24 protein-coding genes are annotated in these 26759 nt (G+C 73.3%); 12 read left to right on the top strand and 12 right to left on the bottom strand.

The genetic code is table 11. The annotated features are described in order from the left end of the window. Window positions 1-28: 28 nt before the first annotated feature. The 3 genes from E8D34_RS11840 to E8D34_RS11830 form a co-directional block, all read right to left on the bottom strand. Window positions 29-916, bottom strand: coding sequence for a mechanosensitive ion channel family protein (locus tag E8D34_RS11840; protein ID WP_136594856.1), 888 nt, complete (start codon window positions 914-916; stop codon window positions 29-31). A 130-nt stretch (window positions 917-1046) separates the two neighbouring features. Next, window positions 1047-1415, bottom strand: coding sequence for a hypothetical protein (locus E8D34_RS11835; protein WP_136594855.1), 369 nt, complete (start codon window positions 1413-1415; stop codon window positions 1047-1049). A 137-nt stretch (window positions 1416-1552) separates the two neighbouring features. Beyond that, window positions 1553-2440 carry an alpha/beta hydrolase gene (locus E8D34_RS11830; RefSeq protein ID WP_136594854.1) on the bottom strand — a complete coding sequence of 296 codons (888 nt, stop codon included), beginning with the start codon at window positions 2438-2440 and terminating at the stop codon, window positions 1553-1555. Between the two features lie 107 nt (window positions 2441-2547). Between E8D34_RS11830 and E8D34_RS11825 the strand changes: the two genes are divergently transcribed. Both E8D34_RS11825 and E8D34_RS11820 read left to right on the top strand, forming a co-directional pair. Next, window positions 2548-2961 (top strand): VOC family protein, encoded by a 414-nt coding sequence (locus tag E8D34_RS11825; RefSeq protein WP_240771308.1) that lies wholly within the window; start codon window positions 2548-2550, stop codon window positions 2959-2961. Beyond that, window positions 2958-3620 carry a VOC family protein gene (locus tag E8D34_RS11820; protein ID WP_136594853.1) on the top strand — a complete coding sequence of 221 codons (663 nt, stop codon included), beginning with the start codon at window positions 2958-2960 and terminating at the stop codon, window positions 3618-3620. The genes E8D34_RS11825 and E8D34_RS11820 overlap by 4 nt, the downstream gene beginning before the upstream one ends. Here the strand turns inward: E8D34_RS11820 and E8D34_RS11815 are convergent. Beyond that, window positions 3609-4280: a hypothetical protein gene (locus E8D34_RS11815; RefSeq protein WP_136594852.1), complete on the bottom strand. Its 672-nt coding sequence runs from the start codon at window positions 4278-4280 to the stop codon at window positions 3609-3611. The genes E8D34_RS11820 and E8D34_RS11815 overlap by 12 nt on opposite strands. Before the next feature lie 296 nt (window positions 4281-4576). Here E8D34_RS11815 and E8D34_RS11810 point away from each other — a divergent pair, with 296 nt between their 5' ends. Then, on the top strand, window positions 4577-4834 hold the full coding sequence (locus E8D34_RS11810) for a hypothetical protein (protein WP_136594851.1): 258 nt from the start codon (window positions 4577-4579) through the stop codon (window positions 4832-4834). Between the two features lie 9 nt (window positions 4835-4843). On the opposite strand, the gene E8D34_RS11805 is transcribed toward E8D34_RS11810, so the two are convergent. The 5 genes from E8D34_RS11805 to E8D34_RS11785 form a co-directional block, all read right to left on the bottom strand. Continuing rightward, entirely contained in the window at window positions 4844-5917 is a 1074-nt protein-coding gene (locus E8D34_RS11805) for an FUSC family protein (protein ID WP_136594850.1), read from the bottom strand. Continuing rightward, entirely contained in the window at window positions 5914-7332 is a 1419-nt protein-coding gene (locus tag E8D34_RS11800; RefSeq protein ID WP_136594849.1) for a DUF2252 domain-containing protein, read from the bottom strand. Before E8D34_RS11800 ends, E8D34_RS11805 begins: the two co-directional genes overlap by 4 nt. Before the next feature lie 133 nt (window positions 7333-7465). Then, the gene (locus E8D34_RS11795) at window positions 7466-8026 is read right to left on the bottom strand and encodes a hypothetical protein (protein WP_136594848.1); all 561 of its coding nucleotides are present in this window, start codon (window positions 8024-8026) and stop codon (window positions 7466-7468) included. Between the two features lie 174 nt (window positions 8027-8200). After that, the gene (locus E8D34_RS11790) at window positions 8201-9412 is read right to left on the bottom strand and encodes a trypsin-like peptidase domain-containing protein (RefSeq protein WP_136594847.1); all 1212 of its coding nucleotides are present in this window, start codon (window positions 9410-9412) and stop codon (window positions 8201-8203) included. Window positions 9413-9555: 143 nt separating this feature from the next. Beyond that, window positions 9556-11172 carry a long-chain-fatty-acid--CoA ligase gene (locus E8D34_RS11785; RefSeq protein WP_206056694.1) on the bottom strand — a complete coding sequence of 539 codons (1617 nt, stop codon included), beginning with the start codon at window positions 11170-11172 and terminating at the stop codon, window positions 9556-9558. A 112-nt stretch (window positions 11173-11284) separates the two neighbouring features. Here E8D34_RS11785 and E8D34_RS11780 point away from each other — a divergent pair, with 112 nt between their 5' ends. Both E8D34_RS11780 and E8D34_RS11775 read left to right on the top strand, forming a co-directional pair. Further along, a complete protein-coding gene (locus E8D34_RS11780; RefSeq protein ID WP_136594845.1) occupies window positions 11285-15181 on the top strand; it encodes a Pls/PosA family non-ribosomal peptide synthetase in 3897 nt (1298 codons plus the stop codon). Beyond that, on the top strand, window positions 15181-16509 hold the full coding sequence (locus E8D34_RS11775; protein ID WP_136594844.1) for a M1 family metallopeptidase: 1329 nt from the start codon (window positions 15181-15183) through the stop codon (window positions 16507-16509). Before E8D34_RS11780 ends, E8D34_RS11775 begins: the two co-directional genes overlap by 1 nt. A gap of 57 nt (window positions 16510-16566) precedes the next feature. Here E8D34_RS11775 and E8D34_RS11770 read toward each other — a convergent pair whose 3' ends face one another. After that, on the bottom strand, window positions 16567-17856 hold the full coding sequence (locus tag E8D34_RS11770; RefSeq protein ID WP_136594843.1) for a citrate synthase: 1290 nt from the start codon (window positions 17854-17856) through the stop codon (window positions 16567-16569). A gap of 345 nt (window positions 17857-18201) precedes the next feature. Between E8D34_RS11770 and rplM the strand changes: the two genes are divergently transcribed. From rplM to E8D34_RS11745, 5 genes are all read left to right on the top strand, one after another. Beyond that, window positions 18202-18645: a 50S ribosomal protein L13 gene (rplM, locus tag E8D34_RS11765; protein ID WP_136594842.1), complete on the top strand. Its 444-nt coding sequence runs from the start codon at window positions 18202-18204 to the stop codon at window positions 18643-18645. A 34-nt stretch (window positions 18646-18679) separates the two neighbouring features. Next, complete coding sequence (gene rpsI, locus E8D34_RS11760) at window positions 18680-19186, top strand: 30S ribosomal protein S9 (RefSeq protein WP_136594841.1); 507 nt, start codon at window positions 18680-18682, stop codon at window positions 19184-19186. Between the two features lie 143 nt (window positions 19187-19329). Continuing rightward, window positions 19330-20706, top strand: a complete 1377-nt coding sequence (gene glmM, locus E8D34_RS11755) for a phosphoglucosamine mutase (RefSeq protein WP_136594840.1) — start codon at window positions 19330-19332, stop codon at window positions 20704-20706. Between the two features lie 77 nt (window positions 20707-20783). Then, window positions 20784-21677, top strand: a complete 894-nt coding sequence (locus E8D34_RS11750) for an ATP-binding cassette domain-containing protein (RefSeq protein ID WP_136594839.1) — start codon at window positions 20784-20786, stop codon at window positions 21675-21677. Further along, window positions 21674-22471 (top strand): ABC transporter permease, encoded by a 798-nt coding sequence (locus E8D34_RS11745; RefSeq protein WP_136594838.1) that lies wholly within the window; start codon window positions 21674-21676, stop codon window positions 22469-22471. Before E8D34_RS11750 ends, E8D34_RS11745 begins: the two co-directional genes overlap by 4 nt. Before the next feature lie 57 nt (window positions 22472-22528). Here E8D34_RS11745 and E8D34_RS11740 read toward each other — a convergent pair whose 3' ends face one another. Beyond that, window positions 22529-23161: a hypothetical protein gene (locus E8D34_RS11740; protein WP_136594837.1), complete on the bottom strand. Its 633-nt coding sequence runs from the start codon at window positions 23159-23161 to the stop codon at window positions 22529-22531. A 48-nt stretch (window positions 23162-23209) separates the two neighbouring features. Then, complete coding sequence (gene coaA / locus E8D34_RS11735; protein WP_136594836.1) at window positions 23210-24232, bottom strand: type I pantothenate kinase; 1023 nt, start codon at window positions 24230-24232, stop codon at window positions 23210-23212. 82 nt (window positions 24233-24314) lie between these two features. Between coaA and glmS the strand changes: the two genes are divergently transcribed. Both glmS and E8D34_RS11725 read left to right on the top strand, forming a co-directional pair. After that, window positions 24315-26159: a glutamine--fructose-6-phosphate transaminase (isomerizing) gene (glmS, locus tag E8D34_RS11730; protein WP_136594835.1), complete on the top strand. Its 1845-nt coding sequence runs from the start codon at window positions 24315-24317 to the stop codon at window positions 26157-26159. After that, window positions 26156-26506: a holo-ACP synthase gene (locus tag E8D34_RS11725; RefSeq protein ID WP_136594834.1), complete on the top strand. Its 351-nt coding sequence runs from the start codon at window positions 26156-26158 to the stop codon at window positions 26504-26506. The genes glmS and E8D34_RS11725 overlap by 4 nt, the downstream gene beginning before the upstream one ends. Window positions 26507-26759 lie beyond the last annotated feature (253 nt).

The following is a 26759-nucleotide window of genomic DNA, read 5'->3' as shown; positions in this document are numbered from 1 at the left end:
CCGACGGGTCCGCGCAGCGCGGACGCGGTCATCCTCCGTCCCGGTCCCGACCCTCCTGGCCGTCCCCTTCGGTCTCCGCCGCCGCTCGGTCCCCCGGGGCGGTGCGATCCGGCTCCAGCCGCAGCGTCGCGGAGCCAGCACCGAGCCACACGGTGCGCTGGGGGAAGGGGATCACCACCCCCGCTCGGTCGAACGCGGACTTCACCGCCATGGCGACCGCGTTGCGTGTGCGCCACCTGCTCGCGATGTCGGCGGCATGCCAGTAGCGAACAGCGATGTCGATCGACGACTCCCCGAACGACTCCACCCAGACCTCCGGCTCGGGGAACGCGTTGACCCCCTCGGCCCCTCCGCAGGCCTCGAGCAGGAGCTCCCGGACGCGCTCGAGGTCGGAGTCGTACGCGACGCCCACCGTGATCGAGGTCCTGTTCGACGAGGTCTTGGTGAAGTTGACGATCGGACTCTGCAGCACCTCGGCGTTGGGAAGATAGACCGTGAGCCCGTCGTAGGTCCTGATCCGCACGGTGCGCAGGTTGATGTCCACCACCCGTCCCTCGTAGTCCCCGCTGCCGATCTCGTCGCCGACCGTGAACGGACGACGAACCTGCAGCAGCACGCCGGCGATGAAGTTCGACAGCACGTCCTGGGCCGCGAACGCCAGTGCGATGCCGCCGATCCCCAGCGCGCCGAGCATCGGGCCGACGCGCACCCCGGCGATCTCGAGGGCGTACACGAGACCGCCGATGACGATCACCACCCCGAGCAGGCGCCCGATCATCCTGCCCGTGTGTCGCTCGGAGCCCTCCCGGTCGAGCGCCACCACCAGCACCCGACGCGCCACGACGGCCAGCATCAACGCCACGCCGAAGACGACGGCGCCCCACAGCACTCGCCCGGTGTCCACCTCGTCGATCATTGGCTCAGTCTGGGCCATGACCTCGCTCGCGGCCGGCAGCGCCGGCGCTCAGGCGCGTGCGGGCCGATGCCGATCGCGGGCGCGTCCCGGACCGATCCGCCGGGCCGCGCGCGCCGGTCGGTCGTCGGACCTAGTGATCCGCCAACCGGGCGTCGAGCAGTCGCTCGAACGCCGGCACGTCGCCCGCCACCTCGTCGAGCTCGTCGGCCGTCAGCACCGGCACCAGCGCCAGGTCCGGCGTGCGACCCACGACGGCTGGAGCGCCGATCTCCTCGATGAGCGTTGCGACATCGGCCGGCAGCTCGTTGAGGTGCAGCAGCGTGAACGGCACGGGCAGCCGGGCAGCGAGGTCGTCCCAGGCGGGTTTGCGGCGCCAGGGGGAGTGCGTGATGTCGCACAGGGCGCAATGGCGGGTGTGGCGGAGGCGGCCCCAGACGTAGGCGGCCTCACCGAGCAGGCCGCCGTTGGCGTTGTACACGCCGATGAGCTCACGGATCACCACCGCAGGATCCCACCACGAGACCCGGTTCGAGGCGGGTCGTGGCGGGTCGCTGCCGGAGGACCGCGGATCACGCCTCGACCCGACCCCACCGAGGCCGGCCACACCGAGCCCGGCGGGGGTGAGCCCGCTCTACGTCAGGTGGCGGTCGCGAGGAACCGCGCCGCGTGGTGGGCCACCTCGTCGATCGCGTCCCAGGCCGGCGCCAGGTGGGTCAGCGGGAGCCGGAGCACGGTGATGTGCGGGTTCTCCGCGCACAGCCCGTCCAGCTCGGTGTCGAGGACGGCGGGGGCGCCCGACTCGGTGCAGCGGACGATGAGGGCCGGGCCGCTGGTGTGGCGATACATCCGCAGGATGTCGGCGGCGCCGTCGTCGGCGAAGGCGTCGGCGAAGAGGTGCCGCGGGGGCCTTCTCCGGAAGGTGCCGTCCTGAGCGACGACGAAGTTGCGCGCGGCCATCGCCCGAGCGTTGGGCGCCGTGTAGCCGATCGCCGGGAAGAGCGCGCAGAGGGCGTCGACCTGGGCGTCGCGCCACGCGTCGTCGCCGCGGTCGGGTGGCGCGGTCATGGCGAAGAACTGCTCGCGCATCGAGGCCTGGAAGGCGCCGAACTCCGCGCGCTCCGCGTCGGAGCCGACGGTGACCGTGCCCGGCCCGAACCCGTCGATGCTCACGATCCGGCTCTCGGGGTGCCGGGTGCCGTAGAAGCCGCCGACGAAGCCGCCCATCGAGTGCCCGAGGACGTCGACCGGGCCGAGGGCGAGGTGGTCCACCACCGCGTCGAGGTCCTCCGCCGCCTCGGTCAGCGAGAAGTGGGCGACGTCGTCGGACTGGCCGCAGCAGCGCAGGTCGACCGCGACGCAGCGTCGGGTGGCGCGGAACCGGTCGGCCCACTGGTCCATCGACTCCAGGTTCGCCCCGCCGCCGTGCAGCAGGAGCAGTCCGGGGCCGTCGCCACCGTGGTCCCGGTAGGCGATGCGCGTGCCGTCGGGGGCGGTGACCCAACCGTCGCGCGGACCACGTGTCATCTCGGAAGCATGGTCCTCCGGCTCGACCAGTGCAATGGCGCCGAACGGCGGGCCGGGCGGGCGCGGTCCCGGCGGCCGCGGTCCGGGACCCGGCTAGAGTCGGCGCCGTGACGACGAGTGCCACCCCCTTCCTCATGTTCCAGGGCGGCGTCGCCCGCGAGGCCATGGAGCTCTACACCTCGCTGTTCGACGACGGCGAGATCGTCTCTGCGGACCTGTACGGCGCCGACGGGCCGGGGCCGGAGGGCACCGTGATGCGGGCGCACTTCCGGCTCGCCGGCCAGGACTTCTTCGCCTCCGACAGCTTCGTCGAGCACGGCTTCGACTTCACCCCGTCGCTCTCGATCTGGATCCAGGCCGAGACCCACGAGCAGCTCGACGGGCTGTTCGCGGCGCTCGTCGAGGGCGGCCAGGCGCTGATGCCGCTGGGGGACTACGGGTTCAGCACCCGCTTCGGCTGGGTCAACGACAAGTACGGCGTCTCGTGGCAGCTGAACCTGGGCGGGGTCGCCGCGTCGTGACCGTCACCGTCGCCGAGCTGGTCGTCGCCGACCCGCCGGAGGCGTGGGTGGCGGCGGGGTTCGCCGTCGACGAGGGGCCGGGCGGGCCGGTGTGCCGGGTCGGCTCGGTGCGGATCCGGCTGGCCGGGCCCGACGCGGGCCGCGGGATCGTCGGCTGGGCGCTGCGCGGGCTTCCCCCCGGCGTACCGGCGGAGGTGGACGGCGTCCCGACCGCGCTCTGCGACGAGCCGCCGGCCGCGGGCGCCGAGCACCCGAACGGGGTGACGCACGTCGACCACGTGGTGCTGCTCTCGCCCCACCTGGACCGCACCGTCGCCGCGCTCGCCGGCCTCGGGCTGGAGCCGCGTCGCGAGCGCGACGGCGACCTGGGCGGGCGGCCGGTGCGCCAGGTCTTCTACCGGCTCGGCGAGGTGATCCTGGAGGTCGTCGGCTCCCCGGGCGAGTCCTCCGACGAGCCTGCCCGCCTGTGGGGGCTGACCCACGTCGTCGAGGACCTCGACGCCGTCGTCGCGCTGCTCGGCGAGGCGGCCGGCACCCCGAAGGACGCGGTCCAGCCGGGTCGTCGGATCACCACGCTGCGGACCCGCGACCTGGGGATGTCGGTGCGGACCGCGCTGATCACGCCCCACGTGCCGGGTGCGGGGCAGTCAGCCGGCTGACCTCACCGTGTCCGGCGTGCGCGTCGTCGCGGCCACCCGCGCAGTGCCGGCGAGGGCGGCCAGGGGCATCAGCACCAGGGTGAGGAACAGCCCGTAGACGAAGACGTCGGAGATGTCGACGTCGAGCACCACGCCGGCCGCGAGCGAGCCGACGACCAGGAGGGCGTAGTCGGCCAGGCAGAGCCAGAACAGCGTGGGCCAGGTGGCCGCGAGGGCCCGGTCGGCCGGTCCCTGTGCCCGCCGGGCAGGTCCCCGCCGTGCCCGGTTCGCGGCGCCCGCGACGAGCGCGGCGAGCAGGCCCATCACCGGCGGGCCGACGCCGCCGCCGACCAGCAGCAGGGCCAGCGACAGCACGGCCAGCACCCGGCCGCCGTACCGGTGGTCGAGGTGGCCGGCCGACCACCAGACGACCGCGGCCGACGCCAGCAGCGTCAGCACACCGCTCACCAGCACGTCGGGTACGACGGTCAGCCCGGGCTCGCCGCCGAGGTTGCTCGCGATCCGGCCGGTGGCCCAGGAGTCGATGAAGAGGCCGTCGGGGCGGCCGCTGCCCTGCAGCACCTCGCCGACGCCGTGCACCGCGCCGCCGATGCCGGCCATCACGCCGCCCGCGGCGGCGAGCACCGCCATCGTGGTGACCCGTCCTCGCGCTCGGGTCATGACCGCCTCCTCCACGGCAGGGTCAGGTGCGAGTCCCTCACCTGCCAGTCCACTCCGCGGGGCCCGGGGCCGGCAGGGCCGATCGTCTTCTCGGCCCGTGGCGAAGTGCCCGGGCGGCGCTCCGCCCGGCGCTCCGGCGTCGTTCGCCCGGCGGCACGGTCGACCGGTGGCGTGTACTGTCGACAGCAGCCGTCGAGGACGCGCATCCGCTGCGCCCACGCCGTCGGTGGAGAGGCGCATCGCGTGAACGGTCGGGACGGGACCAACAGGGCGGGGTGTGGCGCGTGACGGTGCCGGTGGCGGGTTTCGCAGTGCGGCATAGTCGGCTCGCCCGGCTCTGGGATGACGTGGAGGCGGCCCGCTCCTCGGAGCGGACGCAGGCCGGCAAGACCCCGCTGCGCAGCGATGCCGCCCACGCGGCCCGCTCGGACACCCTGGACGCGCTGCTCGCCTACGCCGAGGCGATCGAGTCGCTCGCCTGGCCGGTGCCGCGCGGCATCCAGCTGGAGATCAGGCTGTACCGCTCGCTGTGCGGTCGCGCCTTCAGGTCCTAGCCGGACCCGTCACTCGGGGGTCGCGGTCGGCTCGGTGATCACCTCGGCGTCGTCGGGGCGGTCGCGGGGCCACAGCAGGTAGTTCGCCGCCAGGGCGATCCCGACCCCGATCAGGGTGTCGACCAGCCGGAGGGCGCCGGTGCCGGTCAGGTCGGCCGAGGGCGCGCCGACGAACACCACCGCGGCGAACGAGGTGGCGGCGCCGCCGAGGAGCGGCACGACCGGCTTGTAGGCCTGGCCGAGGAGGAAGGCGGCTCCGGCCGCCGCGAGCAGGGTGCCGAGCGGCAGCAGCTCACCCAGGACCGCCACCACGACGACCGCGAGGACGGTGGCGGCCACCTGGCCCAGCGACATCTCCCACGTGCTCTTCCCGGTCGGCAGCAGCACCGCCATCGCGGCGACGAGCACCCAGAGCGCGTCGTGGGAGCCCGACGCGGTGAACCAGACGACGCAGGCGGTCAGCGGGACGGCGCGGCGGATCCCGTCGCGGGCGTGCTCGTCGAGCGTGCGCAGCGACCGTGCGACGGCACGCCAGGGTGCCGGTGGTCGCTGGGCCCCCGCGGCCGCCGCGCGGTCGCCCCGGTGACGCAGGAGCGCGCCGGCCCCCGCGACCACGAAGCCGGTGAGCGCGGCCGCGACGGCCCAGACGGCGACGTCGAGGAGGCCCACCGCGCTCCGCGCGGAGACCTCGGTCGACACCACCAGCGCGAGGACGTAGGTCAGGGTGCTCATCATCCCGAGCACCATCCCGAGCGGGCCGACACCTGCCGCGGCCGAGGTGAACACCGCGACCGCCGCCATCGCCCCGCCGGCCAGCCACGGCCGGTCGCTGGCGAGGTAGCCCAGGCACACCACGACCACGGTCGTGTACGCCGCCCAGACCGCCAGCGGTACGGCGAACCGGGGCGGTCCGGCGGCGCCGGCGGCGCTCACCACGGCACACGTCAGGGCGGGCAGCAGCGCCAGCGGCCGGGCGCCCGCGACCAGCAGCCCCACGCCGAGGCCCGCGGCCACGCCCGCCAGCAGGAACCCGACCAGGGCCCACTGGGGAGGCTTCCCGGTGGTGCGCAGCAGTCGCGTCACCGGTCCTCCGGGTCGGCCGCCTCGACCCGACCGTCGGCCACCGCCCGCCGCAGCGCGTCGTAGTCGCGCTGGTTCTGGTCGGCGTACGACGCGGCGAACTCCTGCATCGCGCGGTCGAAGGACCGCCCGCTGCCGAGGTACCCGGCCAGCACGCGCCGGTCGCCGGTGCGGCAGTGGGCCCGAGCCAGCGTCCAGCCGCACATCGCGGCGTAGACCCCGAGCCCCTGGTGGTCCATCCCGTCGATGTCCGGCGAGGTCTTCCAGTCCCACATCTGCCGGACGTAGAACTCGCGCTCGACGCCGTCGATGCCGCGCACCGTCGTCCACCCCAGCAGCAGGTCGCTGGAGGCCTGCATCAGCCGTTGGCCCTCGACCACCCGCTGCCCGTGGTGCCCGTAGCGGCTGGGCTCGGTGGCCGCCTCGAGCACGGACGCGGTCGCCTCCTTGAGCTGCAGGACCAGGCCGTCGTCGTGGTCCTCCGCGTCCACGAAGACCGCGATGAAGCAGCGCATCCCGACCGATCCGACGCCGACCACCTTGCGGGCGGCGTCGACGGGCTCGAAGGTGCTCAGCAGCGCGCGCCGGTCATCGGCGAGGCTCTCGCGGTAGGTCTCGACGACGTCGTTCGCGGCCCGTCGTACCTCGTCTGCGGAGAGGCCGAAGAGGTCGCGCAGCGGCACCACGTCCGGCGGACGACTGATCACCCGCAGCCGGCCGTCCGGGGCGTGCTCGCAGTAGCGGGAGAGCGCCTTCGCGCTGGTCCGCCGCCGGCCCTTGTCGATCGCCCGGTGGAACGCCTGCACCCGTGATGCGGGCAGGTCGCCGGCCCACCGATCGAGGATGTCGTCGGCGCCGACCCGGGCGTACCAGACGGAGAGCCGTGGCCAGCCGGCGAACTCCCGGACGGCCTGCCGGTACGTGGCCGCGACCTGTCCGACGACCATGGCCCGTTGCGAGGCGGACAGGCCGTTGTTCTGCCCGGCGACCTCGAAGCTGGCCGCGAGGCGTTGGACGTCCCACTCGAACGGACCGGGCAGGGTCTCGTCGAAGTCGTTGAGGTCGAAGATCAGGGTCCGGTCGGCCGCGGCGAAGCCGCCGAAGTTGGCCAGGTGCGCGTCGCCGGCGAGCTGGACCTGCAGGCCGGTCCGTGGCCGCGGAGCGAGGTCGCCGGCCATGATCGCCGCGGCTCCGCGGTAGAACGCGAACGGCGAGGCGAGCATCCGCCGGTACCGGAGGGGGAGCAGCTCGGGCACCCGCCCGACCGCCTGGGCGGTCAGCGTCGCGACCGGGTCGGCGCGGTCGGGCGCCGGCTCCCACGCTCCGAGGGTCGAGCGCGGCACCCGCTTGCGGACCGCGCGGCCGTCCTCCCGGGCCCGGCTCGGGGTGCTCTCCGGCGGTGTTGAGGTGGTGGTCATCCTGGGCCTCCGTCGGCCTCCGTGGGTCCTCCGTGGACCCGACACGGATCTGGTAGGCACGCTACTCGCTGCGCCGAACCCCGCGGCCGACGCTGTCGCCGGCTGCGCGCAGGTGGTCCGGATCCCACCGGTCTCAAGCCTCGGCGACCCGCCACCACGCGTCCTCGGTCGAGGGCGTGCCGGTCGACGACGCCGGGTCCGCGACGGCGGCGTCCCGGGTCACTCCTTGCACGATCCGGTAGTCGATGGAGGTCGGTTCGCTGACCAGCGCGAGCACCCGCCACAGTGACCGTGCGTAGTGCTCGGCCAGGTCGGGGCCGTCCCACTCGTAGAGCCCCCGGTAGCGCCCGTTCCGGTCGTGGGCCAGCCAGAGCTTGGAGACGAACCCGGGGAAGCCGACGAAGAGCGGGGTGTTGAGCACGCTCTCGGCGCGGAACGCCGCGTGCGCCCGCGGTCCGCGGACGCCGCGCAGTCGGAAGGAGATGGCGAGGAAGCACGGCTCCGCGGGCCTCCGGTCGGTCACGGTCTCGCGGTAGACGACCGCGTCGGTGCCGTCGGCGAACCGGATCGACCGCCCCAGGTTGCCGCGCGGCAGGTGGACGCGGCGGCGCGCGAGCAGCCCCAGGCTGGCGACGACGCACGCCAGCACGGCGCGCCACGCGGTCGCGGGCGGAAGCGGACGCTGGCCGGCCATCGCGGTCCCTTCGCTCGGGTCACCACCAGCGTGGCCCCAGCCCCGAGCGGGGCCCAGTGTCGAAGGTCCCGCCCGCCGACCGGTCTGGACACGGTCGTGTGCCTGAGACCTGCCGATAGGGGGTTCTCAGGCACACGACCGCGGCTCCGGGACCCAGGCCGGCGTACCGGCGGCTCAGGAGGTCCCGGCGTCCGCGTCCGAGCCGAGGTCCAGGGTGGTGGTCCGCTCCTTGCCGCTGCGCTCGTAGGTGACGGTGACCCGGTCGCCGGGGCGGTAGGCGCGGATGGTGGCGATCAGGGAGTCGGCGCCGGAGACCTGGTGCTCGTCGATCCGGGTGATCACGTCGCCTGCCCGCAGCCCCGCCGCGCCGGCGGCGGAGCCGTCGCCGACGTTGCGGATCAGGGCGCCGTCGACCACCTGGGCCGCCGGTACGCCGGCCTGGGCCGGCACGTCGCTGACGCTGATCCCCAGCCGGGCGTGGGTCGGGGCCTCGCCGGCCTCGAGCTGCTCGACGATCGGGAGGATCTCGTCGACCGGGATCGCGAACCCGAGGCCGATCGAGCCGGCCTCGGTGTTCGCGGAGCCGGTGCTGCGGATGGAGGCGTTGATCCCGACCAGGTTGCCGTTCATGTCCACCAGCGCGCCTCCGGAGTTGCCGGGGTTGATCGCGGCGTCGGTCTGGATCGCCGGGTACGCCGTGATGTTGCCCTGCGCGTCCTGGCCGACGTCGACCGGCCGGTCGAGCGCGGAGACGATGCCGCTGGTCACGGTGGAGTCCAGGCCGAACGGCGAGCCGATGGCGACGACCTGCTCGCCCACGTCGAGGTTGCCGGACTTGCCGATGGTGATCGGCGCCAGGCCCGTGGCGCCGTCCACCTTCACCAGCGCGGTGTCGGTGAGCGGGTCGGTGCCGACGAGGCTGGCTGTGGACTTCGTGCCGTCGTTGAAGGAGACGGTGATGCTGGCCTGGCTGGGGTCGACGCTGCCGCCCAGGCTGACCACGTGGTCGTTGGTGAGGATCAGGCCGTCGGCGTCGAGGACGACGCCCGAGCCGCTGCCGCCGCCCTGCCCGCCGGAGACGTCCAGCTTGACCACCGACGGCAGCACCTTGGCTGCGACCTCCTCGACGCTGCCGGCGGCCGCGGGGGCGTCCGGGGTGTCGGCGACCGCGAGGGAGGAGCTCGGGGAGCCGGCGGTGTCGTCGGAGACGGTCGTCCACAGCGCGGCGCCGGCGAACCCGGCACTGCCCCCGACCAGCAGCGCGCCGCTGAGGACGGCGACCGCGAAGCCCGTGCGCTGGGGCCGGCGCGTCGCGTACGGGGATGTCGACGGCGCGGACGAGGGAGGCAGCGGGGGCGGGGGCATCGGGGGCAGTGCCTGGCTCATGTCCCTCACTCTCGTGCGCGTCTCTGTGAGATCTCTGAGACGCGGGTGAGGGTCTGCTCAAGAGTGGCCCGGCACATGCGACAGGCCCGCGGGGTGCACCCCCGCGGGCCTGTTCCGCCGGTCCGGGCCGTGGGCCCGTCGCCTCACACCTGGCGCTGCTGGCCCTCCCAGTACGGCGCCCGCAGGGACCGCTTGAGGATCTTGCCGGTCGGGTTGCGCGGCAGTGCCGGGATGATGTCGATCGACTTCGGCGCCTTGAAGTGCGCGAGCCGCTCCCGGCACCACTCGATCAGCTCGACCTCGGAGGCCTCGGTGCCCTCCTCGAGCGCGACGACGGCCTTGACCGCCTCGCCCCACTTCTCGTCCGGCACGCCGATCACGGCGACCTCGAGCACGGCCGGGTGCTCGGAGAGCACCCGCTCCACCTCGGGGGAGTACACGTTCTCCCCGCCGGTGATGATCATGTCCTTGAGCCGGTCGGAGACGTAGACGTAGCCGTCGGCGTCGATGTGGCCCATGTCGCCGGTGCGGAACCAGCCGTCGTCCGTGATCACCTCGGCGGTGGCCTCCGGCTTGTTCAGGAAGCCCTTCATCAGCTGGTCGGTGCGCAGCCAGATCTCGCCGTGCTCGCCGGTCGGCAGGTCGGTCAGCAGCGCGGGGTCGACGATCCGCACCTCGACGCCGGGGATCGGCTTGCCCGCCGACAGCAGCCGCTCGGGGTGCCCCTCGGCCGCTGCGGTGCGGTGATCCTCGGGCATCAGGTGGGTGGCCACGCCGCCGACCTCGGTCAGGCCGTAGACCTGGATGAAGTCGGTGTCGGGCCAGGCCGCCATCGCCGCCCGCAGCAGCGGCGGCGGCATCGGCGCGGCGCCGTACGTGTAGGTCTTGAGGTGGCTGAAGAGCTTGATCGCGTCCTCGCCGGAGTGCAGCACCTGGGCGAGGACCGCCGGCACCAGGAAGGTCCGGTTCGCGCCGGCCAGGATCGCGCCGGCCAGCGAAGCCCCGTCGGCCTCGCGGGTCATCACGCTCGGCACGCCGTCGTGGATGCCGAACAGGACGTACGACGACCCTCCGACGTGGAACAGCGGCATCGCCACCATCGACTTGTCGCCGGGGTCGAAGCCCCAGCCGTCGTGGGCGTTCACGGTGTGCGCCACCATGTTGCGGTGGGTCAGCTGGATGCCCTTGGGGCGGCCGGTGGTGCCTGAGGAGTACATGATCAGGCAGACGTCGTCCTCGAGCACGTCCGGGCCGTCGTCGACGGGGGTCGCGTCGGCCAGGAACTGCTCGTACTCGTCGCCCTCGTCGCCCTCGGGGGTGACGGTGATGATCCGCTCGACGTGCGGGAGGCGGTCGCGGATCTCCTCGATGGTCGGCATCAGCTCGGTGCCGACGAAGAGCACCTTGGCTCCCGAGTCGTTGACGGCGTAGTCGATCTCGTCGCCGGCCGAGCGCCAGTTGATGATCGCGTTCGCGGCGCCGATCGACCCGGCGGCGAGGCTGACCTCGACGCAGGCGGGGTGGTTCTTGTCGAGGAAGGAGACGACGTCGCCGCGGGCGACCCCGAGGTCGCGCAGCCCGCCGGCGGCGCGCTGCACGCGGTCGTACCACTGCGCCCAGGTCCAGGTGCGGCCCAGGTAGGTCATCGCCTCGGCATCGGGCGTCGCCGCTGCCCAGTGCTTGAGGCGGTCGTCGAGGTACGTCGGCGCCGGCGGGATCGCCGGTGGCCAGGAAATCGGAGCGTCGTCGGTCGCAGTCACGTCGCGATTGTGTCCGAGATCACAGGGTGGCTCAAGGAAAACGCCGACCTCCGCCACCTTCTGTTTACCTGGGGACGAGCGAGTGGTTACCTGCGGCCGTGAGGATCGATCGGTGACGCTGTCCCCGACGCCACTGCTCCGTGGCGCGCTCGCGCCCGCGCCGCGGACGCTGGTCGACATCGTGTGGGCGACCGCCCGGGCGCACCCCGACGCCACCGCGCTGGACAGCGGGGCCGACACCGTCACCTACGCCGAGTTCATCGAGGCCGCCGAGGCGCTGGCCGCCGAGCTGGCCGAGCTCGGCATCGGCCGCGGCGACCGGGTCGGCGTCCGCGCGCCCTCGGGGACCACCGACCTCTACGTCGCGATCATGGGCATCCTGTTCGCCGGCGCCGCCTACGTCCCGGTCGACGCCGAGGACCCCGACGACCGCGCCCGGCTGGTCTTCGGCGAGGCGGGGGTGGCCGCGGTGATCGGGGACGGCCTGGCGATCACACCGGTCGGGGAGCCCCGCGAGCCGCTCGCCGCGGTGGTGCCGCCGGGCGTCGACGACGACGCCTGGATCATCTTCACCTCCGGCTCCACCGGCACCCCCAAGGGCGTGGCCGTCTCGCACCGCAACGCCGCCGCTTTCGTCGACGCCGAGTCCCGGATGTTCCTCCAGGAGGAGCCGATCGGGCCGGCGGACCGGGTGATGGCCGGGCTGAGCGTCGCCTTCGACGCCAGCTGCGAGGAGATGTGGCTGGCCTGGCGCTACGGCGCGACGCTGGTGCCCGCGCCGCGCGCGCTGGTCCGCAGCGGCGTCGACGTCGGCGGCTGGCTGGCGGCCAACGAGATCACGGTGGTCTCGACCGTGCCCACGCTGATCAGCCTCTGGCCCGACGACTCGATCTCCCGGGTCCGGCTCTTGATCCTCGGCGGCGAGGCGCTGCCGCCCGAGCTGGCCGCCCGCCTGGTCCGCGACGGCCGGGAGGTGTGGAACACCTACGGACCCACCGAGGCCACCGTGGTCGCGTGCGGAGCCCAGGTCACCGCCGAGGGGCCGGTCCGGATCGGCCTCCCGTTGGACGGCTGGGACCTGGCGGTGGCCGACGCCGACGGCCGCCCGGTGGCCGAGGGGGAGCGCGGCGAGCTGATCATCGGGGGCGTCGGGCTGGCTCGCTACCTGGATCCCGCCAAGGACGCCGAGAAGTACGCGCCGATGCCGACCCTCGGCTGGGACCGTGCCTACCGCAGCGGCGACATCGTCGTGAACGACCCTGCCGGCCTGCTCTTCGCCGGCCGCGCCGACGACCAGATCAAGCTCGGCGGCCGGCGGATCGAGCTCGGGGAGATCGACTCCGCGCTGCTGGCGCTGCCGGGCGTCGCCGCGGCCGCGGCCGCCGTACGACGCTCGGCGACCGGCAACCAGCTGCTGGTCGGCTACGTCGCCCTGGACGTCGCCGTGGACGCCTTCGACGCCCACGCCGCCACCGCCCACCTGCGCGCGACCATGCCCGCGGCGCTGGTGCCGCGGCTGGCCGTGGTCGAGGAGATCCCGACCCGGACCTCGGGCAAGGTCGACCGCGACGCGCTGCCGTGGCCGCTGGTCGGCGGCGGCACGGCGGGGAAGCGGGAGGTCGCCGGCTTCACGCCCACGATGGCCCGGATCGCCGAGGTGTGGGAGCAGGTGATCGGAGCCGGCCCCGACGGCCCCGAGACCGACTTCTTCGACCTCGGCGGCGGCAGCCTGACCGCCGCGCAGGTGGTCACCATGCTCCGCGCCGAGCACCCCGAGGTCACCGTGGGCGACGTCTACGCCCACCCCACGCCCCGCGAGCTGGCCGCGTTCCTCGACGCGCTGGACAGCCAGGTGCTGACCCAGCAGAAGCGGAGGGTCGCCCCGATCCCGCGCAAGTCGCAGGTGGCCCAGGCGCTGGCGGTGCCGGCGCTGCGCCTGCTCGCGGTGCCCCGCTGGCTGGCCTGGACGGCGCTCGGGTCCCGGCTCGCCCACGACCTGTACGGCGTCGACGCGGTGCCCGCGCCGTCCTGGCCCTGGGTGCTGATCGGCCTGGCCCTCTTCGTCAGCCCGCCCGGGCGGATCCTGATCGCCGCCGGCGCCATCCGCGCCACGCTGGCCGGGATCCGCCCCGGCGACTACCCGCGCGGCGGGAAGGTCCACCTGCGGCTGTGGGCCGCGGAGCGGATCGGCGACCAGCTCGGCGCGGTCAGCCTCGCCGGCGCGCCGTGGCTGCCCTGGTACGCCCTGCTGCTCGGCGCCCGGATCGGGTTCAACGCCGACCTGCACACGCTGCCCCCGGTGACCGGCAACCTGCGGGTCGGCAAGGGCGCCTCGATCGAGCCCGAGGTCGACCTCTCCGGCTACTGGATCGACGGCAACACGCTGCACCTGGGGTCGGTGGTCGTCGGCAAGCGGGCCCGGATCGGCACCCGGACGATGCTCGGCCCCGGCGCCGTGATCGGCGACGACGCGGAGATCGCGCCCGGCTCCGCGGTCTTCGGCACCGTCCCCGAGGGCGAGTTCTGGAGCGGCGCCCCCGCGTCCCGGATGAGCCGCAGCGCCCGCGGGCCGTGGGACGAGCGCCCCCGCGCCAGCCGCGGCTGGTCCGCGGCGTACGGCGCGCTGGCGCTGCTGCTCGGCTCGCTGCCGCTGCTGGCGGCGGCGATCACAGTGGCCGTGCTGCTCCCGATCGCCGACCCCACGGGCTCCGAGCGGCCGATCGACCTGCTCTGGCTGGTGGTGCCCGGGACCCTGCTGGGGTGGCCGGTGCTCGCCGGCCTGGTGCTGCTGGTGGTCCGGGCGCTCGGCGCCGGCCTGGAGCCCGGCGCGCACCCGGTGCGCAGCCCCCAGGCGCTGCGGGTGTGGGGCACGATCCGGGTCCTCGACGAGGCCCGGACCTGGCTGTTCCCGCTCTACAGCTCCCAGCTCACGCCGCTGTGGCTGCGGCTGCTCGGCGCGCGGATCGGGAAGGACGTCGAGGCCTCGACCGTGTTGATGATCCCGTCGCTGTGCCACGTGAACGACCAGGCGTTCCTGGCCGACGACACGCTGATCGGCGGCTACGAGCTCGGCGGCGGCTGGCTGCGCGCGGAGCGGGTCAAGGTCGGCAAGCGGGCCTTCGTCGGCAACTCCGCGATGGCGGCCCCGGGGCGCAAGGTGCCCAAGCGGTCGCTGGTGGCGGTGCTCTCCGCGGCCCCGCGCCGCAAGGCGATGCAGGCCGGCGAGTCCTGGCTGGGCAGCCCGCCGGCGCCGCTGCGCCGCGCCGAGCAGGCGAGCAGCGACGAGCGCACGTATGCGCCGCCGACGCGGCTCAAGGTCGCCCGCGCCGCCTGGGAGGTGGCGCGCCTGCTGCCCGTGCTGCTCACCGTGACCCTCACCGCGCTGGTGGCGGTGGCCACGCTGGCGGCCTGGGACGCCGGCGGCGTGCTCGCCGCGGTGCTCGCCCTGGCCGGGGGACTGCTGGCCGCCGGGGCGCTGGCGGCGCTGGTGGCGGTGGCCGCCAAGTGGCTGCTGATCGGCCGGGTCGGCCGGGGCAGCCACCCGCTGTGGAGCTCCTTCGTGTGGCGCAACGAGCTCGCCGACACCTTCGTCGAGGTGCTCGCGGTGCCCTGGTTCGCCGGGTTGGCGACAGGGTCCCCGCTGCTCAACGCCTGGTTCCGGGCGATGGGCGCGCGGGTCGGGCGCGGCGTGTGGTGCGAGACGTACTGGCTGCCCGAGGCCGACCTCGTCACGCTCGGGGACGGCGCGACCGTCAACCAGGGCAGCGTCGTGCAGACGCACCTCTTCCACGACCGGCTGCTGGCCACCGACGGGGTGACGCTGCTCGCCGGCGCCACCCTCGGGTCCAACTCGGTCGTGCTGCCCGCCGCCGGCATTGGTCGGCACGCTACGGTCGGTCCGGTGTCGTTGGTGATGAGAGGCGAGACCGTGCCGCACAAGACCCGCTGGATCGGGAACCCGATCGGACCCTGGGTCGACGAGCAGGTCGACGAGCAGGTCGACCACTGATGCCGAACTCGCTGCCGACGGCCGACCCCTACCTGCCCGGGCACGGCGACCCCGCCTACCGGGTCCACCACTACGACCTCGAGATCGGCTACACCGTCGACGGGAACCGCCTGGACGGCACCGCGGTGCTCGACCTGGAGGTGCTCGAGCCGACCCGCCGGATCGTGCTCGACCTGATCGGCCTCTCCGTGGGCAAGGTCCGGCTGACCGGCGCCGCGCGGCTGCGCCGCTTCGACCACCGGGACGGACGCCTGGTGCTGACGCTGGCCGCGGAGGCCGCGCCCGGCGACCGGATGTCCGCGACGGTCCGCTACTCCGGCAAGCCCGCCCCGGTGATCGACCGCCACCACGGGGACGCCGGCTGGGAGGAGCTCACCGACGGGTCGATCGTGGCGGCCCAGCCGCACGGCGCGCCGACCTGGTTCCCGTGCAACGACCGGGCCGGCGACAAGGCGACGTACGCGATCGCCGTCACCGCGCCCGCGGGCTACCACGTGGTCGCCAACGGCGAGCTGGCCGAGCACCGCCGGCGGGGGAGCGCCGAGACCTGGTCCTACGTGATGGACCGGCCGATGTCGACGTACCTGGCCACCGTCCAGATCGGCCGCTACCGGGTCCGCGAGCACCGGGCCGCTCCCGGGACGCCGCCGATCCGCACCGTGGTCCCCGAGGCCCTGCCGGCGGGCCTGCTCGCGGGCTGCTTCGACCAGCAGCCGGCGATGATGGAGGCGTTCCAGCGCTGGTTCGGTCCCTACCCGTTCACCTCCTACGCCGCCGTGGTCACCGACGACGACCTGGAGATCCCGCTCGAGAGCCAGGGGCTGTCCACCTTCGGCCGCAACTTCTGCTCGACCGACTGGTCCCAGGTGCGGCTGATCGCCCACGAGCTGGCCCACCAGTGGTTCGGCAACGCGGTCACCCTGGCCCGCCAGCGCGACATCTGGCTGCACGAGGGCTTCGCCTGCTACAGCGAGTGGCTGTGGTCGGAGGAGAGCGGCGGCCCGCGCAGCTGCGACGGCTGGGCGCGCCACCACCACGCGCGGCTGGTCGAGGCGAGGCAGGACCTGCTGCTGGCCGACCCCGGCCCGGAGCTGATGTTCGACGACCGGGTCTACAAGCGCGGGGCGCTCGCCCTGCACGCGCTGCGACGGTCGGTCGGCGACGACGCGTTCTTCGCCGTGCTGCGCGGCTGGGTGGAGCGGTACGCCGGAGGCTCGGTCACCACCGAGGACTTCCTCGCCTTCGCCGGCGAGTCGACGGGTGCCGACGTCGCGGCCCTGCTCGACCCCTGGCTGAACCGCACCGCGCTGCCGCCGTACCCGGCCTGAGTGCGAACGACCCCGGCCACCAGGAGGTGACCGGGGTCGTCGTCGGCGTCGCGGGGCTCAGGCCCAGCGCTCCTCGCGCGGGACGAAGTCCAGCGTGCGCTCGCCGGTGTAGATCTGCTTCGGCCGGGCGATCTTCTGCTCCTTGTCCTGGACCAGTTCGAGCCACTGGGCCAGCCAGCCGGGGGTGCGGCCGATCGCGAAGAGCACGGTGAACATCTCCGGCGGGAACTGCAGCGCCTCGTAGATGAGACCGGAGTAGAAGTCCACGTTCGGGTAGAGCTTGCGCTTGACGAAGTACTCGTCCTCGAGCGCGATCTTCTCCAGCTCCTGGGCGACCTCGAGGAGCGGATTGACGCCGGTCACCTCGAAGACGTCGTCGCAGGCCTTCTTGATGATCTTGGCGCGCGGGTCGTAGTTCTTGTAGACCCGGTGGCCGAAGCCCATCAGCCGCTCGTTGCCGGCCTTGACGCCCTCGATGAAGGCGGGGATCTCGGACTTGTTGCCGATCCGGCGCAGCATCCGCAGCACCGCCTCGTTGGCGCCGCCGTGCAGCGGGCCGTAGAGCGCGCCGATGCCGGCCGAGACCGCGGAGTACGGGTCGACCTGCGAGGAGCCGACCGAGCGGACCGCGTTCGTCGAGCAGTTCTGCTCGTGGTCGGCGTGCAGGATGAAGAGGGTGTCCAGCGCCTTCGCGATGCGCGCGTCGGGCTCGTAGGTGACCTCGCTCATCTTGAACAGCATCGAGAGGAAGTTCTCGGCGTAGGAGAGGTCGTTGTCCGGGTAGACGTACGGCTTGCCCTGCGCGTGGCGGAACGCCCAGGCGCCCAGCGTCGGCATCTTCGCGATCATCCGCACGATCTGGATGTGGCGGTTGTCCGCGTCGGCGATGTTGCCGGACTCGGGGTAGAACGTCGACAGGGCCCCCACCGACGCCATCAGCATCCCCATCGGGTGCGCGTCGTACCGGAAGCCCTGCATGAAGCTCTTCACGTTCTCGTGCACGAACGTGTGGAAGGTGATCTCGTGCTCCCACGCCTCGTACTCCGCCTTCGTCGGGAGTGCGCCGTGGATCAGCAGGTAGGCGACCTCGAGGAAGCTCGAGTTCTCCGCCAGCTGCTCGATCGGGTAGCCCCGGTACTCCAGGATCCCCTTCTCCCCGTCGATGTAGGTGACGGAGCTGCGGCAGGAGGCGGTGTTGACGAAACCGGGGTCGTAGACGGCCAGGCCGGGCTGCTCCGCGTCGACCTTGATCTGTCCGAGGTCTGCGGCTTTGATGGTGCCGTCGAGGATCGGAATGTCATACTCCGCGCCGGTGCGGTTGTCGCGTACGGTGAGAGAGTCAGTCACTCCTGCACCGTAGCCCTACCGTGAGTACGCCGGTAACCCGGTGTCCGAATTCGGGGCAGTTGCGCGCTGCTGGCGGGCGCCCCGCGGTTTTGACCCACCGCCCGCGCCGCCCGTAATCTTGGAGGTCGCGTCCCCTGCCGCCTCATGTCCGCGTGCTCTGCATCGAAGAGCGTGTCGGACCGGGGCAGTCCCGGATCGCTCGTGGATCGCCGTGAGGTGAGCACGCGTGGGCCGGGCTGAGTTCGTCAGAGGACGCGGGTGCCGCGCCGCCGTACAGCGGTCGGCTCCAGCCGGTCCACGAATCGCGTGGGCTGGTCCACGAACGACCAGAGAGTGAACGTATCCATGCGTACGTACGCCCCGAAGCCCGGCGACGTCGAGCGCCAGTGGCTCGTGATCGACGCGACCGACATCGTGCTCGGCCGCCTCGCCGTGACCACCGCGAACCTGCTCCGCGGCAAGCACAAGCCGATCTTCGCCCCGAACGCTGACACCGGTGACTACGTCATCATCGTCAACGCCGAGAAGGTCGCCCTGAGCGGCAAGAAGCGCACCGACAAGCTCGTCTACCGCCACTCCGGTTTCCCGGGTGGTCTGACCGCCACCCCGATCGGTGAGGTCCTGGACAAGGACGCCCGCAAGGCCATCGAGAAGGCCGTCTGGGGCATGCTCCCCAAGAACCGCCTCGGTCGCCAGATGATCAAGAAGCTGAAGGTCTACAACGGCCCGGCTCACCCGCACCAGGCCCAGCAGGCCGTCCCGTTCGAGATCACCCAGATCTCCCAGTGACTCGTTGACCGAAGACAGGAACTAAGGACTCATCGTGGCTGAAACCACCAACACCGAGGTCGAGGAGACCTTCGACGTCGACGAGCAGGGTGTCGCCTACACCAGCGAGAGCACTGCCTCGGCCGCCGACGCCGCCGCCCGCCCCGCCACCATCGCCCCCGCCTCGGCCACCGGCCGTCGCAAGGAGGCCGTGGCCCGCGTCCGGATCGTCCCGGGCACCGGCGAGTGGAAGGTCAACGGTCGGACCCTCGACTCGTACTTCCCGAACAAGCTGCACCAGCAGGTCGTCAACGAGCCCTTCGTGGCCGCCGGCCTCGAGGGCCGCTTCGACGTCATCGCCCGCATCCACGGCGGTGGCATCACCGGTCAGGCCGGCGCCCTGCGCCTCGGCGTGGCCCGCGCCCTCAACGCCGTCGACGCCGAGGCGAACCGCCCGGTCCTGAAGAAGGCCGGTCTGCTCACCCGCGACGCGCGTGCGATCGAGCGCAAGAAGGCCGGTCTCAAGAAGGCCCGCAAGGCGCCGCAGTACAGCAAGCGCTGATCCGGGGCCGCGTGCCGGCGCCCGTGGAACCACACCACGAGCGTCCGGCGCCGCCCGGTACGACGGGACCATGCTCCGCTCTGGCGGAGCGTGGTCCCGTTGTCGTTTGATGGCAGGATTCACAAGGGTGTGAGAGGAGAGTCGTGGGCCGCATCTTCGGGACCGACGGTGTCCGCGGGCTGGCGAACGGTGAGCTGACCGCCGAGCTGGCGCTGGATCTGGGGGTCGCCGCGGCGCGGGTGCTGGCCGCCCACGCGGGGGACCGACCTCGACCCGCCGGGCGGGTGCGCCCGCTCGCCGTGGTCGGGCGCGACACCCGGATCTCGGGCCAGTTCCTGGAGCACGCGATCGTCGCGGGGCTGGCCTCGGCCGGCGTCGACGTGCTGCTGCTGCGGGTGCTGCCCACGCCGGGGGTGGCCTACCTGACCGACGCGCTCGAGGCGGACGCCGGGGTGGTGATCAGCGCCTCCCACAACCCGATGCCCGACAACGGGATCAAGTTCCTCGCGCGCGGCGGGGTGAAGCTGGACGACGCCATCGAGGCCGAGATCGAGGCGTTCCTCGGCCAGGAGTGGGACCGCCCGACCGGCGGCGACGTCGGCCGGGTCTCCGAGTACGGCCCGACGGTCGAGGAGTACGCCGCCCACCTGGTCGCCACGCTGCCGCAGACCGGCTCCGACGTGCTGCCGCTGGACGGGCTGCGCGTGGTCCTCGACTGCGCCCACGGCGCCGCGCACGCGGTCGGCCCCCAGGCGCTGCGCGCCGCCGGCGCCACCGTGATCGCGATCGGTGCGGAGCCCGACGGCCTCAACATCAACGCGGGCGTCGGCTCCACCCACCTGGACCACCTGCGCGCCGCCGTGCTGGCGCACGGCGCGGACGCCGGGTTCGCCGTCGACGGCGATGCGGACCGCTGCCTGGCGGTCGACCACACCGGTGCGGACGTCGACGGCGACCAGATCATGGCGATCATGGCGCTCGGCCTGCTCGACGACGGCCGGCTGGCCGACGACACCCTCGTGGCCACGGTGATGAGCAACCTCGGCCTGCTGAAGGCGATGGAGGCCGCGGGCATCCACGTGAAGCAGACCGCGGTCGGTGACCGCTACGTGCTCGAGGAGATGCGCAACGGCGGCTACAGCCTCGGCGGCGAGCAGTCCGGCCACGTCATCCTGCGCGACCACGCCACGACCGGCGACGGCGTGCTGACCGCCCTCCACGTGCTGCAGCGGATGGCCCGGACCGGCAAGTCGCTGGCCGAGCTGGCCGGCGTCGTCACGCGGCTGCCGCAGGTGCTGGTCAACGTCGACGGCGTGGACAAGGCGCGCGCCGCGACGGACGAGGCCCTGCTGGCCGCCGTCGCCGAGGCCGAGGACGGCCTGGCCGGCGACGGCCGGGTGCTGCTGCGCCCCTCGGGCACCGAGCCGCTGGTCCGGGTGATGGTCGAGGCCCCGACCGCCGCGCAGGCGCAGACGGTCGCCGACAGCCTCGCCGACGTCGTCCGGGAGCGGCTGGGCTGAGACTGAGACCGGCCGGCGGGCCGGTCCCGAAGAGCCCCCTGGCCCCCGGGCCGCAGGGGTCCGATAGAAAGTCCGGCATGGACGGACCCACGCTGGCGGTCGAGGACCTCGGCAAGAGCTTCGGGGCGGTGCGGGCCGTGGACGGCCTCAGCTTCACCGTGCGCCCTGGCGCCGTCACCGGCTTCCTCGGCCCCAACGGCGCGGGCAAGACCACCACGCTGCGGATGCTGCTCGGCCTCACCACGCCGACGCAGGGGCGCGCGCTGATCGGCGGACGCGCCTACGCCGAGCACCCGGTGCCGGCGCGGCTGGTCGGCGCCGCGCTGGAGGCCTCCGGCTTCCACCCCGGCCGATCCGGGCTGGCGCACCTGGAGGTCTACGCCGCGCAGGCCGGTGTCGGCCGGGCCAGGTGTCGCGAGCTGATCGAGATGGTCGGCCTCGGGGCCGCCGCCACGCGCCGCGTCGGCGGCTACTCGATGGGCATGCGGCAGCGGCTCGGGCTGGCCACGGCCCTGCTCGCCGACCCGCCGGCGATCGTCCTCGACGAGCCCACCAACGGGCTGGATCCCGAGGGGATCCGCTGGATGCGCGGGCTGCTGCGCACCTTCGCGGACGAGGGTCGCACCGTGCTCGTCTCCAGCCACCTGCTCTCGGAGGTGCAGCACACCGTCGACGACGTGGTGATCATCGCCCGCGGCCGCCTGGTGAGCGCCTCCTCGCTCGCCGACCTCAGCGCGCGGGCCGTGCCGTCGACGTACGTCGAGGCGCCGGACCGGGCCGCGCTCGACCGGCTCTGCGCCGACCGGGGCTGGACCGCCCGGTCCGATGGCGCGGGCCTGCTGCTCGAGGGGATCGGCGGCGCGGACGTCGGCGCCGCGGCGTACGGGTCCGGGGTCGAGCTGCACCAGCTCGTGACCCGCGGTGGCGACCTGGAGGACCTGTTCCTCCGGATGACGGGGGAGTCGCGATGAGGTTCGCGCTGGTCGCCGAGTACCGCAAGCTCGTCAGCACCCGCCTGTGGTGGCTGCTGCTGATCGTGCTCGCGGCCTACCTCGCGTTCATCGGGGGCGTGATGGCCGCCTCGATCGTCCTCGCGCCCGCCGACCAGGCGCTGCCGGTGGCGGGCGAGCAGGCCGCAGCCGGGGTCTACGGCCTGGTCAACGCCATCGGGTACGTCTTCCCGCTGGTGATCGGCAGCCTGCTGGTGACCTCGGAGTTCCGGCACCGGACGATCACCGAGTCGCTCCTGGTCGAGCCGCGCCGCGGCGTGCTGCTCGCCGGCAAGCTGCTCCTCGCGGTGCCGCTGGGCCTCCTGTACGGCGTCGTCGGCACGGCGGCGCTGGCCGGCACGGCCGGACCGCTGCTCGCGTGGCGCGGGGACGGCGCCTACCTGACCGACCCCGACGTCCTCGCGGTACTGGGGCTCGGCGTGGTGGTCACGGCGCTGTGGGCGGTGATCGGCGTCGCGTTCGGCGCGGTGGTGCCCAACCAGGTCGCCGCGATCGTCGGGCTGCTCGCGTTCACCCAGTTCGTCGAACCCGTCGCGCGGCTCGCGCTCGGAGCGTTCGAGGCCACCGCGTCGGTGGGCAGGTTCCTGCCCGGCGCCGCCGCCGACGGGCTGATCGGGGTGAGCCTGCTCGGCGAGATGGGCGGAGGCTCGGCGGACCTGCTGCCGCGGTGGGCCGCGCTGCTGGTCCTGGTCGGGTACGCCGCCGTGCTCGCGCTCGTGGGTCGGCTCACCACGCTGCGTCGCGACATCGGCTAGCCGATCGACATCGGCTGGCCGATCGACATCGGCTGGCCGCGACGCCCGCCGGGCCGCTCAGCGCCAGGTGACCGGGCTCCCCTCGGCGTTGCTGTAGGCGCCGGTCGGCGGCGCGTACTGCGCGGCCGCGACCGCCCGCGGCTCGCGGGCCAGGTAGGGCACGCAGCTGGAGATGCTGCGGCCGTCGCGGAAGCCCGACGGGAAGGTGACGGCCGTGCAGTGGTCCCAGTCGCCGATCACGTAGAGCGTCTGCGCCGCCGCTCCGTCGTCCAGCACGCCCCTGACCGACTCGTTGATCGAGCGGTCGGCCATCGTTCGGCTGCCGGCGACCCCGGTCACCGAGAATCGGACGTAGTAGGGCACGTACCCCTCGGCCTGCTCGCCGAGGTCGAGCTCGGTGAGGTCCTCGGGTGCGCCGCGCTCGATCTGGTCCACCGCGATCCGGACCCGTCCCTCGCCCGCCCCGGCGGCGTAGGAGACGACCGCCGACTGGCCCAGCCGGAGCCGGGACCCCGGCGGCGTCAGCCCCGTCCCGCTACCCGTGCCCGCGACCGTGGCTGTCCCGGTACCGGTGGGTCGCGGGGGCGCGTCCCCGGCGCGGCCGGGGTCGGCGGCACTGCAGGCGCCCAGGAACAGCGCGCCGGCGAGCGCCAGTGCGGGCAGGGCAGGGGAGCGCCTCCGAGACGACATGCCTGCGGTATGCCCGACAGCGGCGGCGCCAAACCGGTGCGCGTCGGTTCAGATCTTGCGCAGCCGCACGTAGCGCACCGAGTGGTCCGCGTCCTTGCGCAGCACCAGCGTGGCCCGGGACCGCGTCGGCAGCACGTTCTGCTCCAGGTTCGGGCCGTTGATGGTGTCCCAGATCCGGCGGGCCTCGTCCACCGCGCTGTCGTGGGTGAGCGCGGCGTACTTGGCGAAGTAGGAGTTGGGGTCGCGGAACGCGGTCTCGCGCAGACGCAGGAACCGATCGACGTACCACTCCCGGATGTGGCCGACCTTGGCGTCGATGAAGATCGAGAAGTCGAAGAAGTCCGACAGGCCCAGCCCGGTGCGGCCGTCGGCGCGCACGCGCGCGGGCTGCAGCACGTTGAGGCCCTCGATGATCACGATGTCGGGGCGCTTCACCACGACCTTCTCGTCGGGCACCACGTCGTAGACCAGGTGGGAGTAGACCGGCGCCTCGACCTCGTCCTTGCCGGACTTGATGTCGACCACGAACTTCATCAGCGCCCGCCGGTCGTAGGACTCCGGGAAGCCCTTGCGCTGCAGCAGCCCGCGGCGGACCAGCTCGGCGTTGGGGTAGAGGAATCCGTCGGTCGTGACCAGCTCCACGTTCGGGTGCTCGGGCCAGCGGGCCAGCAGCTGCTGGAGCACCCGCGCGCTGGTCGACTTGCCCACCGCGACCGACCCGGCCAGGCCGATCACGAACGGGGTGCGCGGCGGCGTGCCCGCGTGCAGGAACGCCTCCTGGGCGCGGTGCAGCTTGCCGGCGGACTCGACGTACAGACTGAGCAGTCGCGACAGCGGCAGGTAGACCTCGACGATCTCGCGCAGGTCGAGCTGGTCGCCCAGGCCGCGCAACCGGCTCACCTCGCCGGCGGTGAGGGGGCTCTCCGTCTCCGAGGCCAGGGCCGCCCACGTCGCGCGCTCGAGCTCGACGTACGGCGTCGCCTCGCGCTGGGAGTCGTGGTTCGCGTGGTGCGGGTGGTGCGAGGGGTCGACGGGATGGGTGCCGCCGTTGCCGGTGTCTCCCGTCGCCATGGCCGGGATTGTTCCAGCCCGCGCGCTTCCGTGTGCGAGTGCCTCCCGGACTGGGATGGGTGGGACCGTAGAGTTCTGCGCTATGTGCGGGATCGTCGGTTATGTCGGGCCCCAGCGCGCGCAGGACGTCGTGATCGACGGCCTGCGGCGTCTGGAGTACCGCGGATATGACTCAGCGGGCGTCGCCGTCGTCCACGACGACGCGCTGTGGATGGCCAAGCGCGCGGGCAAGCTGGAGAACCTGGAGAAGGTGCTGGCCGAGGAGCCGCTGCCCGCCGCCGGCGTCGGCATCGGGCACACCCGGTGGGCCACCCACGGTCCGCCGAACGACGCCAACGCCCACCCGCACGCGGGGGAGGCCCGCCGGGTCGCGGTGGTGCACAACGGGATCATCGAGAACTTCGCCGAGCTGCGGGACCGGATCGAGGCCGACGACCACGCGTTCCTCTCCGACACCGACACCGAGATCGCCGCCCACCTGATCGAGCTGCAGGTGCAGTCCGGGGTGGACCTGACCGAGGCGATGCGCCGGGTGTGCCAGCAGCTCGACGGCGCGTTCACGCTGGTCGCCGTCGACGCGCACGACCCGGAGCGGGTGGTGGCCGCGCGCCGCAACTCGCCGCTGGTGGTCGGCCTCGGCGAGGGCGAGAACTTCCTGGGCTCCGACGTCGCCGCGTTCATCGAGCACACCCGCGAGGCGCTGGAGCTGGGGCAGGACCAGATCGTGACGCTCACCCGCGACGCGGTGCAGGTCACCGACTTCTGGGGGCGCGCGGCCGAGGTGACCCGGTTCCACGTCGACTGGGACCTGTCGGCGGCCGAGAAGGACGGCCACGACTGGTTCATGCGCAAGGAGATCTTCGAGCAGCCCCGGGCGGTCGCGGACTCGCTGATCGGCCGGCGCGGCGCGGACGGCCTGCTGCAGCTGGACGAGATGCGGCTGGCCGACGAGGAGATCCGCGAGCTCGACAAGATCATCATCATCGCCTGCGGCACGTCGTTCTACGCCGGCATGGTCGCCAAGTACGCGATCGAGCACTGGACCCGGACGCCGGTCGAGGTCGAGCTCGCCTCCGAGTTCCGCTACCGCGACCCGATCCTGGACAGCACCACCCTGGTGGTCGCGATCAGCCAGTCCGGTGAGACCGCCGACACCCTCCAGGCGATCCGGCACGCCCGCGAGCAGCGCGCCCGGGTGCTGGCGATCTGCAACACCAACGGCTCCTCGATCCCGCGCGAGTCCGACGCGGTGATCTACACCCACGCCGGACCCGAGATCGGCGTCGCCTCCACCAAGGGCTTCCTGACCCAGCTGGTGGCCTGCTACCTGCTGGCGCTGTACGTCGCGCAGGTGAAGGGCACCCGGTACGGCGACGAGATCGACGAGATCGTGGCCCAGCTCGAGGCGATCCCGTCCCAGATCGAGTCGGTGCTGGAGCAGGCGGAGTCGATCTACGGGTTGGCGCGCGACCACGTCGGCGCCCGGTCGGTGCTCTTCCTGGGCCGGCACGCCGGCTACCCGGTGGCGCTCGAGGGGGCACTCAAGCTCAAGGAGCTCGCCTACCTGCACGCCGAGGGCTTCGCCGCCGGCGAGCTCAAGCACGGGCCGATCGCCCTCGTCGAGCAAGGGCTGCCGGTGCTCTGCGTCGTACCGCCCCGGGGTCGCGACCAGCTGCACGGAAAGATGATCAGCGGCATCCAGGAGGTCCGGGCCCGCGGCGCGCGCACCATCTGCCTCGCCGAGGAGGGCGACGCCGCCATCGAGCCGTACGCCGACGAGCTGATCCGGCTGCCCAAGGTGCCGGTGCTGCTCCAGCCGCTGGTGGCGATCATCCCGTTGCAGCTGTTCGCCTGCGAGCTGGCCACGCTGCTGGGCCACGATGTCGACCAGCCCCGCAACCTCGCGAAGTCGGTCACGGTCGAGTGATCATCGGCATCGGCACCGACGTCTGCGACATCGACCGCTTCGCGGCGTCGCTGGCGCGCTCGCCGGCGCTCGCCGCCCGGCTGTTCGTCGGGGGCGAGGTGGGGCTGCCGGTGCCGTCGCTGGCCGCGCGGTTCGCGGCGAAGGAGGCGCTGGCCAAGGCGCTCGGCGCGCCCCCGGGTCTGTCCTGGCACGACGCCGAGGTGGTGCGCGAGCCGTCCGGGCGGCCCGTCTTCCAGCTGCGGGGGACCGTGGCGCTGGAGGCGGAGCGGCACGGGGTGCGGGCGGTGCACCTGACGCTGAGCCACGACGCGGGCGTGGCGACCGCCGTGGTGGTGCTGGAGGGCTGAGGGCTCTCGGTCTGGTCGTGGGTCGTCTGCCTGGGGCTGGGTCGTGTGCCTGGCGTGGGTCGTGTGCCTGAGGCATCGGTATAGCGGGGTGTGGGGCACACGCGGCGGTTCGGCACGGGTGCCTGCGTGGGTCGTGTGCCTGAGGCATCGGTATAGCGGGGTGTGGGGCACACGCGGCGATCCGGCATGGGGGGTCTGCTGCACGGATAGGTGACATCTGATCTGCGTCGATGTGTGTCGACGCTGGAAGGAT

Source organism: Nocardioides sp. GY 10113, assembly GCF_004919105.1.
GTDB lineage: Bacteria > Actinomycetota > Actinomycetes > Propionibacteriales > Nocardioidaceae > Nocardioides.
This window is presented reverse-complemented; position numbering and strand designations above follow the sequence as displayed.

Bases quoted from the DNA above. Each gene is read 5' to 3' on its own strand.
- E8D34_RS11745 (WP_136594838.1), top strand. From the start codon at position 21,674: ATGAGGTTCGCGCTGGTCGCCGAGTACCGCAAGCTCGTCAGCACCCGC.
- E8D34_RS11830 (WP_136594854.1), bottom strand. From the start codon at position 2,440: ATGACACGTGGTCCGCGCGACGGTTGGGTCACCGCCCCCGACGGCACG.
- coaA (WP_136594836.1), bottom strand. From the start codon at position 24,232: ATGGCGACGGGAGACACCGGCAACGGCGGCACCCATCCCGTCGACCCC.
- E8D34_RS11740 (WP_136594837.1), bottom strand. From the start codon at position 23,161: ATGTCGTCTCGGAGGCGCTCCCCTGCCCTGCCCGCACTGGCGCTCGCC.
- E8D34_RS11795 (WP_136594848.1), bottom strand. From the start codon at position 8,026: ATGGCCGGCCAGCGTCCGCTTCCGCCCGCGACCGCGTGGCGCGCCGTG.
- E8D34_RS11750 (WP_136594839.1), top strand. From the start codon at position 20,784: ATGGACGGACCCACGCTGGCGGTCGAGGACCTCGGCAAGAGCTTCGGG.
- rplM (WP_136594842.1), top strand. From the start codon at position 18,202: ATGCGTACGTACGCCCCGAAGCCCGGCGACGTCGAGCGCCAGTGGCTC.
- E8D34_RS11800 (WP_136594849.1), bottom strand. From the start codon at position 7,332: ATGACCACCACCTCAACACCGCCGGAGAGCACCCCGAGCCGGGCCCGG.
- E8D34_RS11815 (WP_136594852.1), bottom strand. From the start codon at position 4,280: ATGACCCGAGCGCGAGGACGGGTCACCACGATGGCGGTGCTCGCCGCC.
- E8D34_RS11790 (WP_136594847.1), bottom strand. From the start codon at position 9,412: ATGAGCCAGGCACTGCCCCCGATGCCCCCGCCCCCGCTGCCTCCCTCG.
- E8D34_RS11840 (WP_136594856.1), bottom strand. From the start codon at position 916: ATGATCGACGAGGTGGACACCGGGCGAGTGCTGTGGGGCGCCGTCGTC.
- glmS (WP_136594835.1), top strand. From the start codon at position 24,315: ATGTGCGGGATCGTCGGTTATGTCGGGCCCCAGCGCGCGCAGGACGTC.
- E8D34_RS11775 (WP_136594844.1), top strand. From the start codon at position 15,181: ATGCCGAACTCGCTGCCGACGGCCGACCCCTACCTGCCCGGGCACGGC.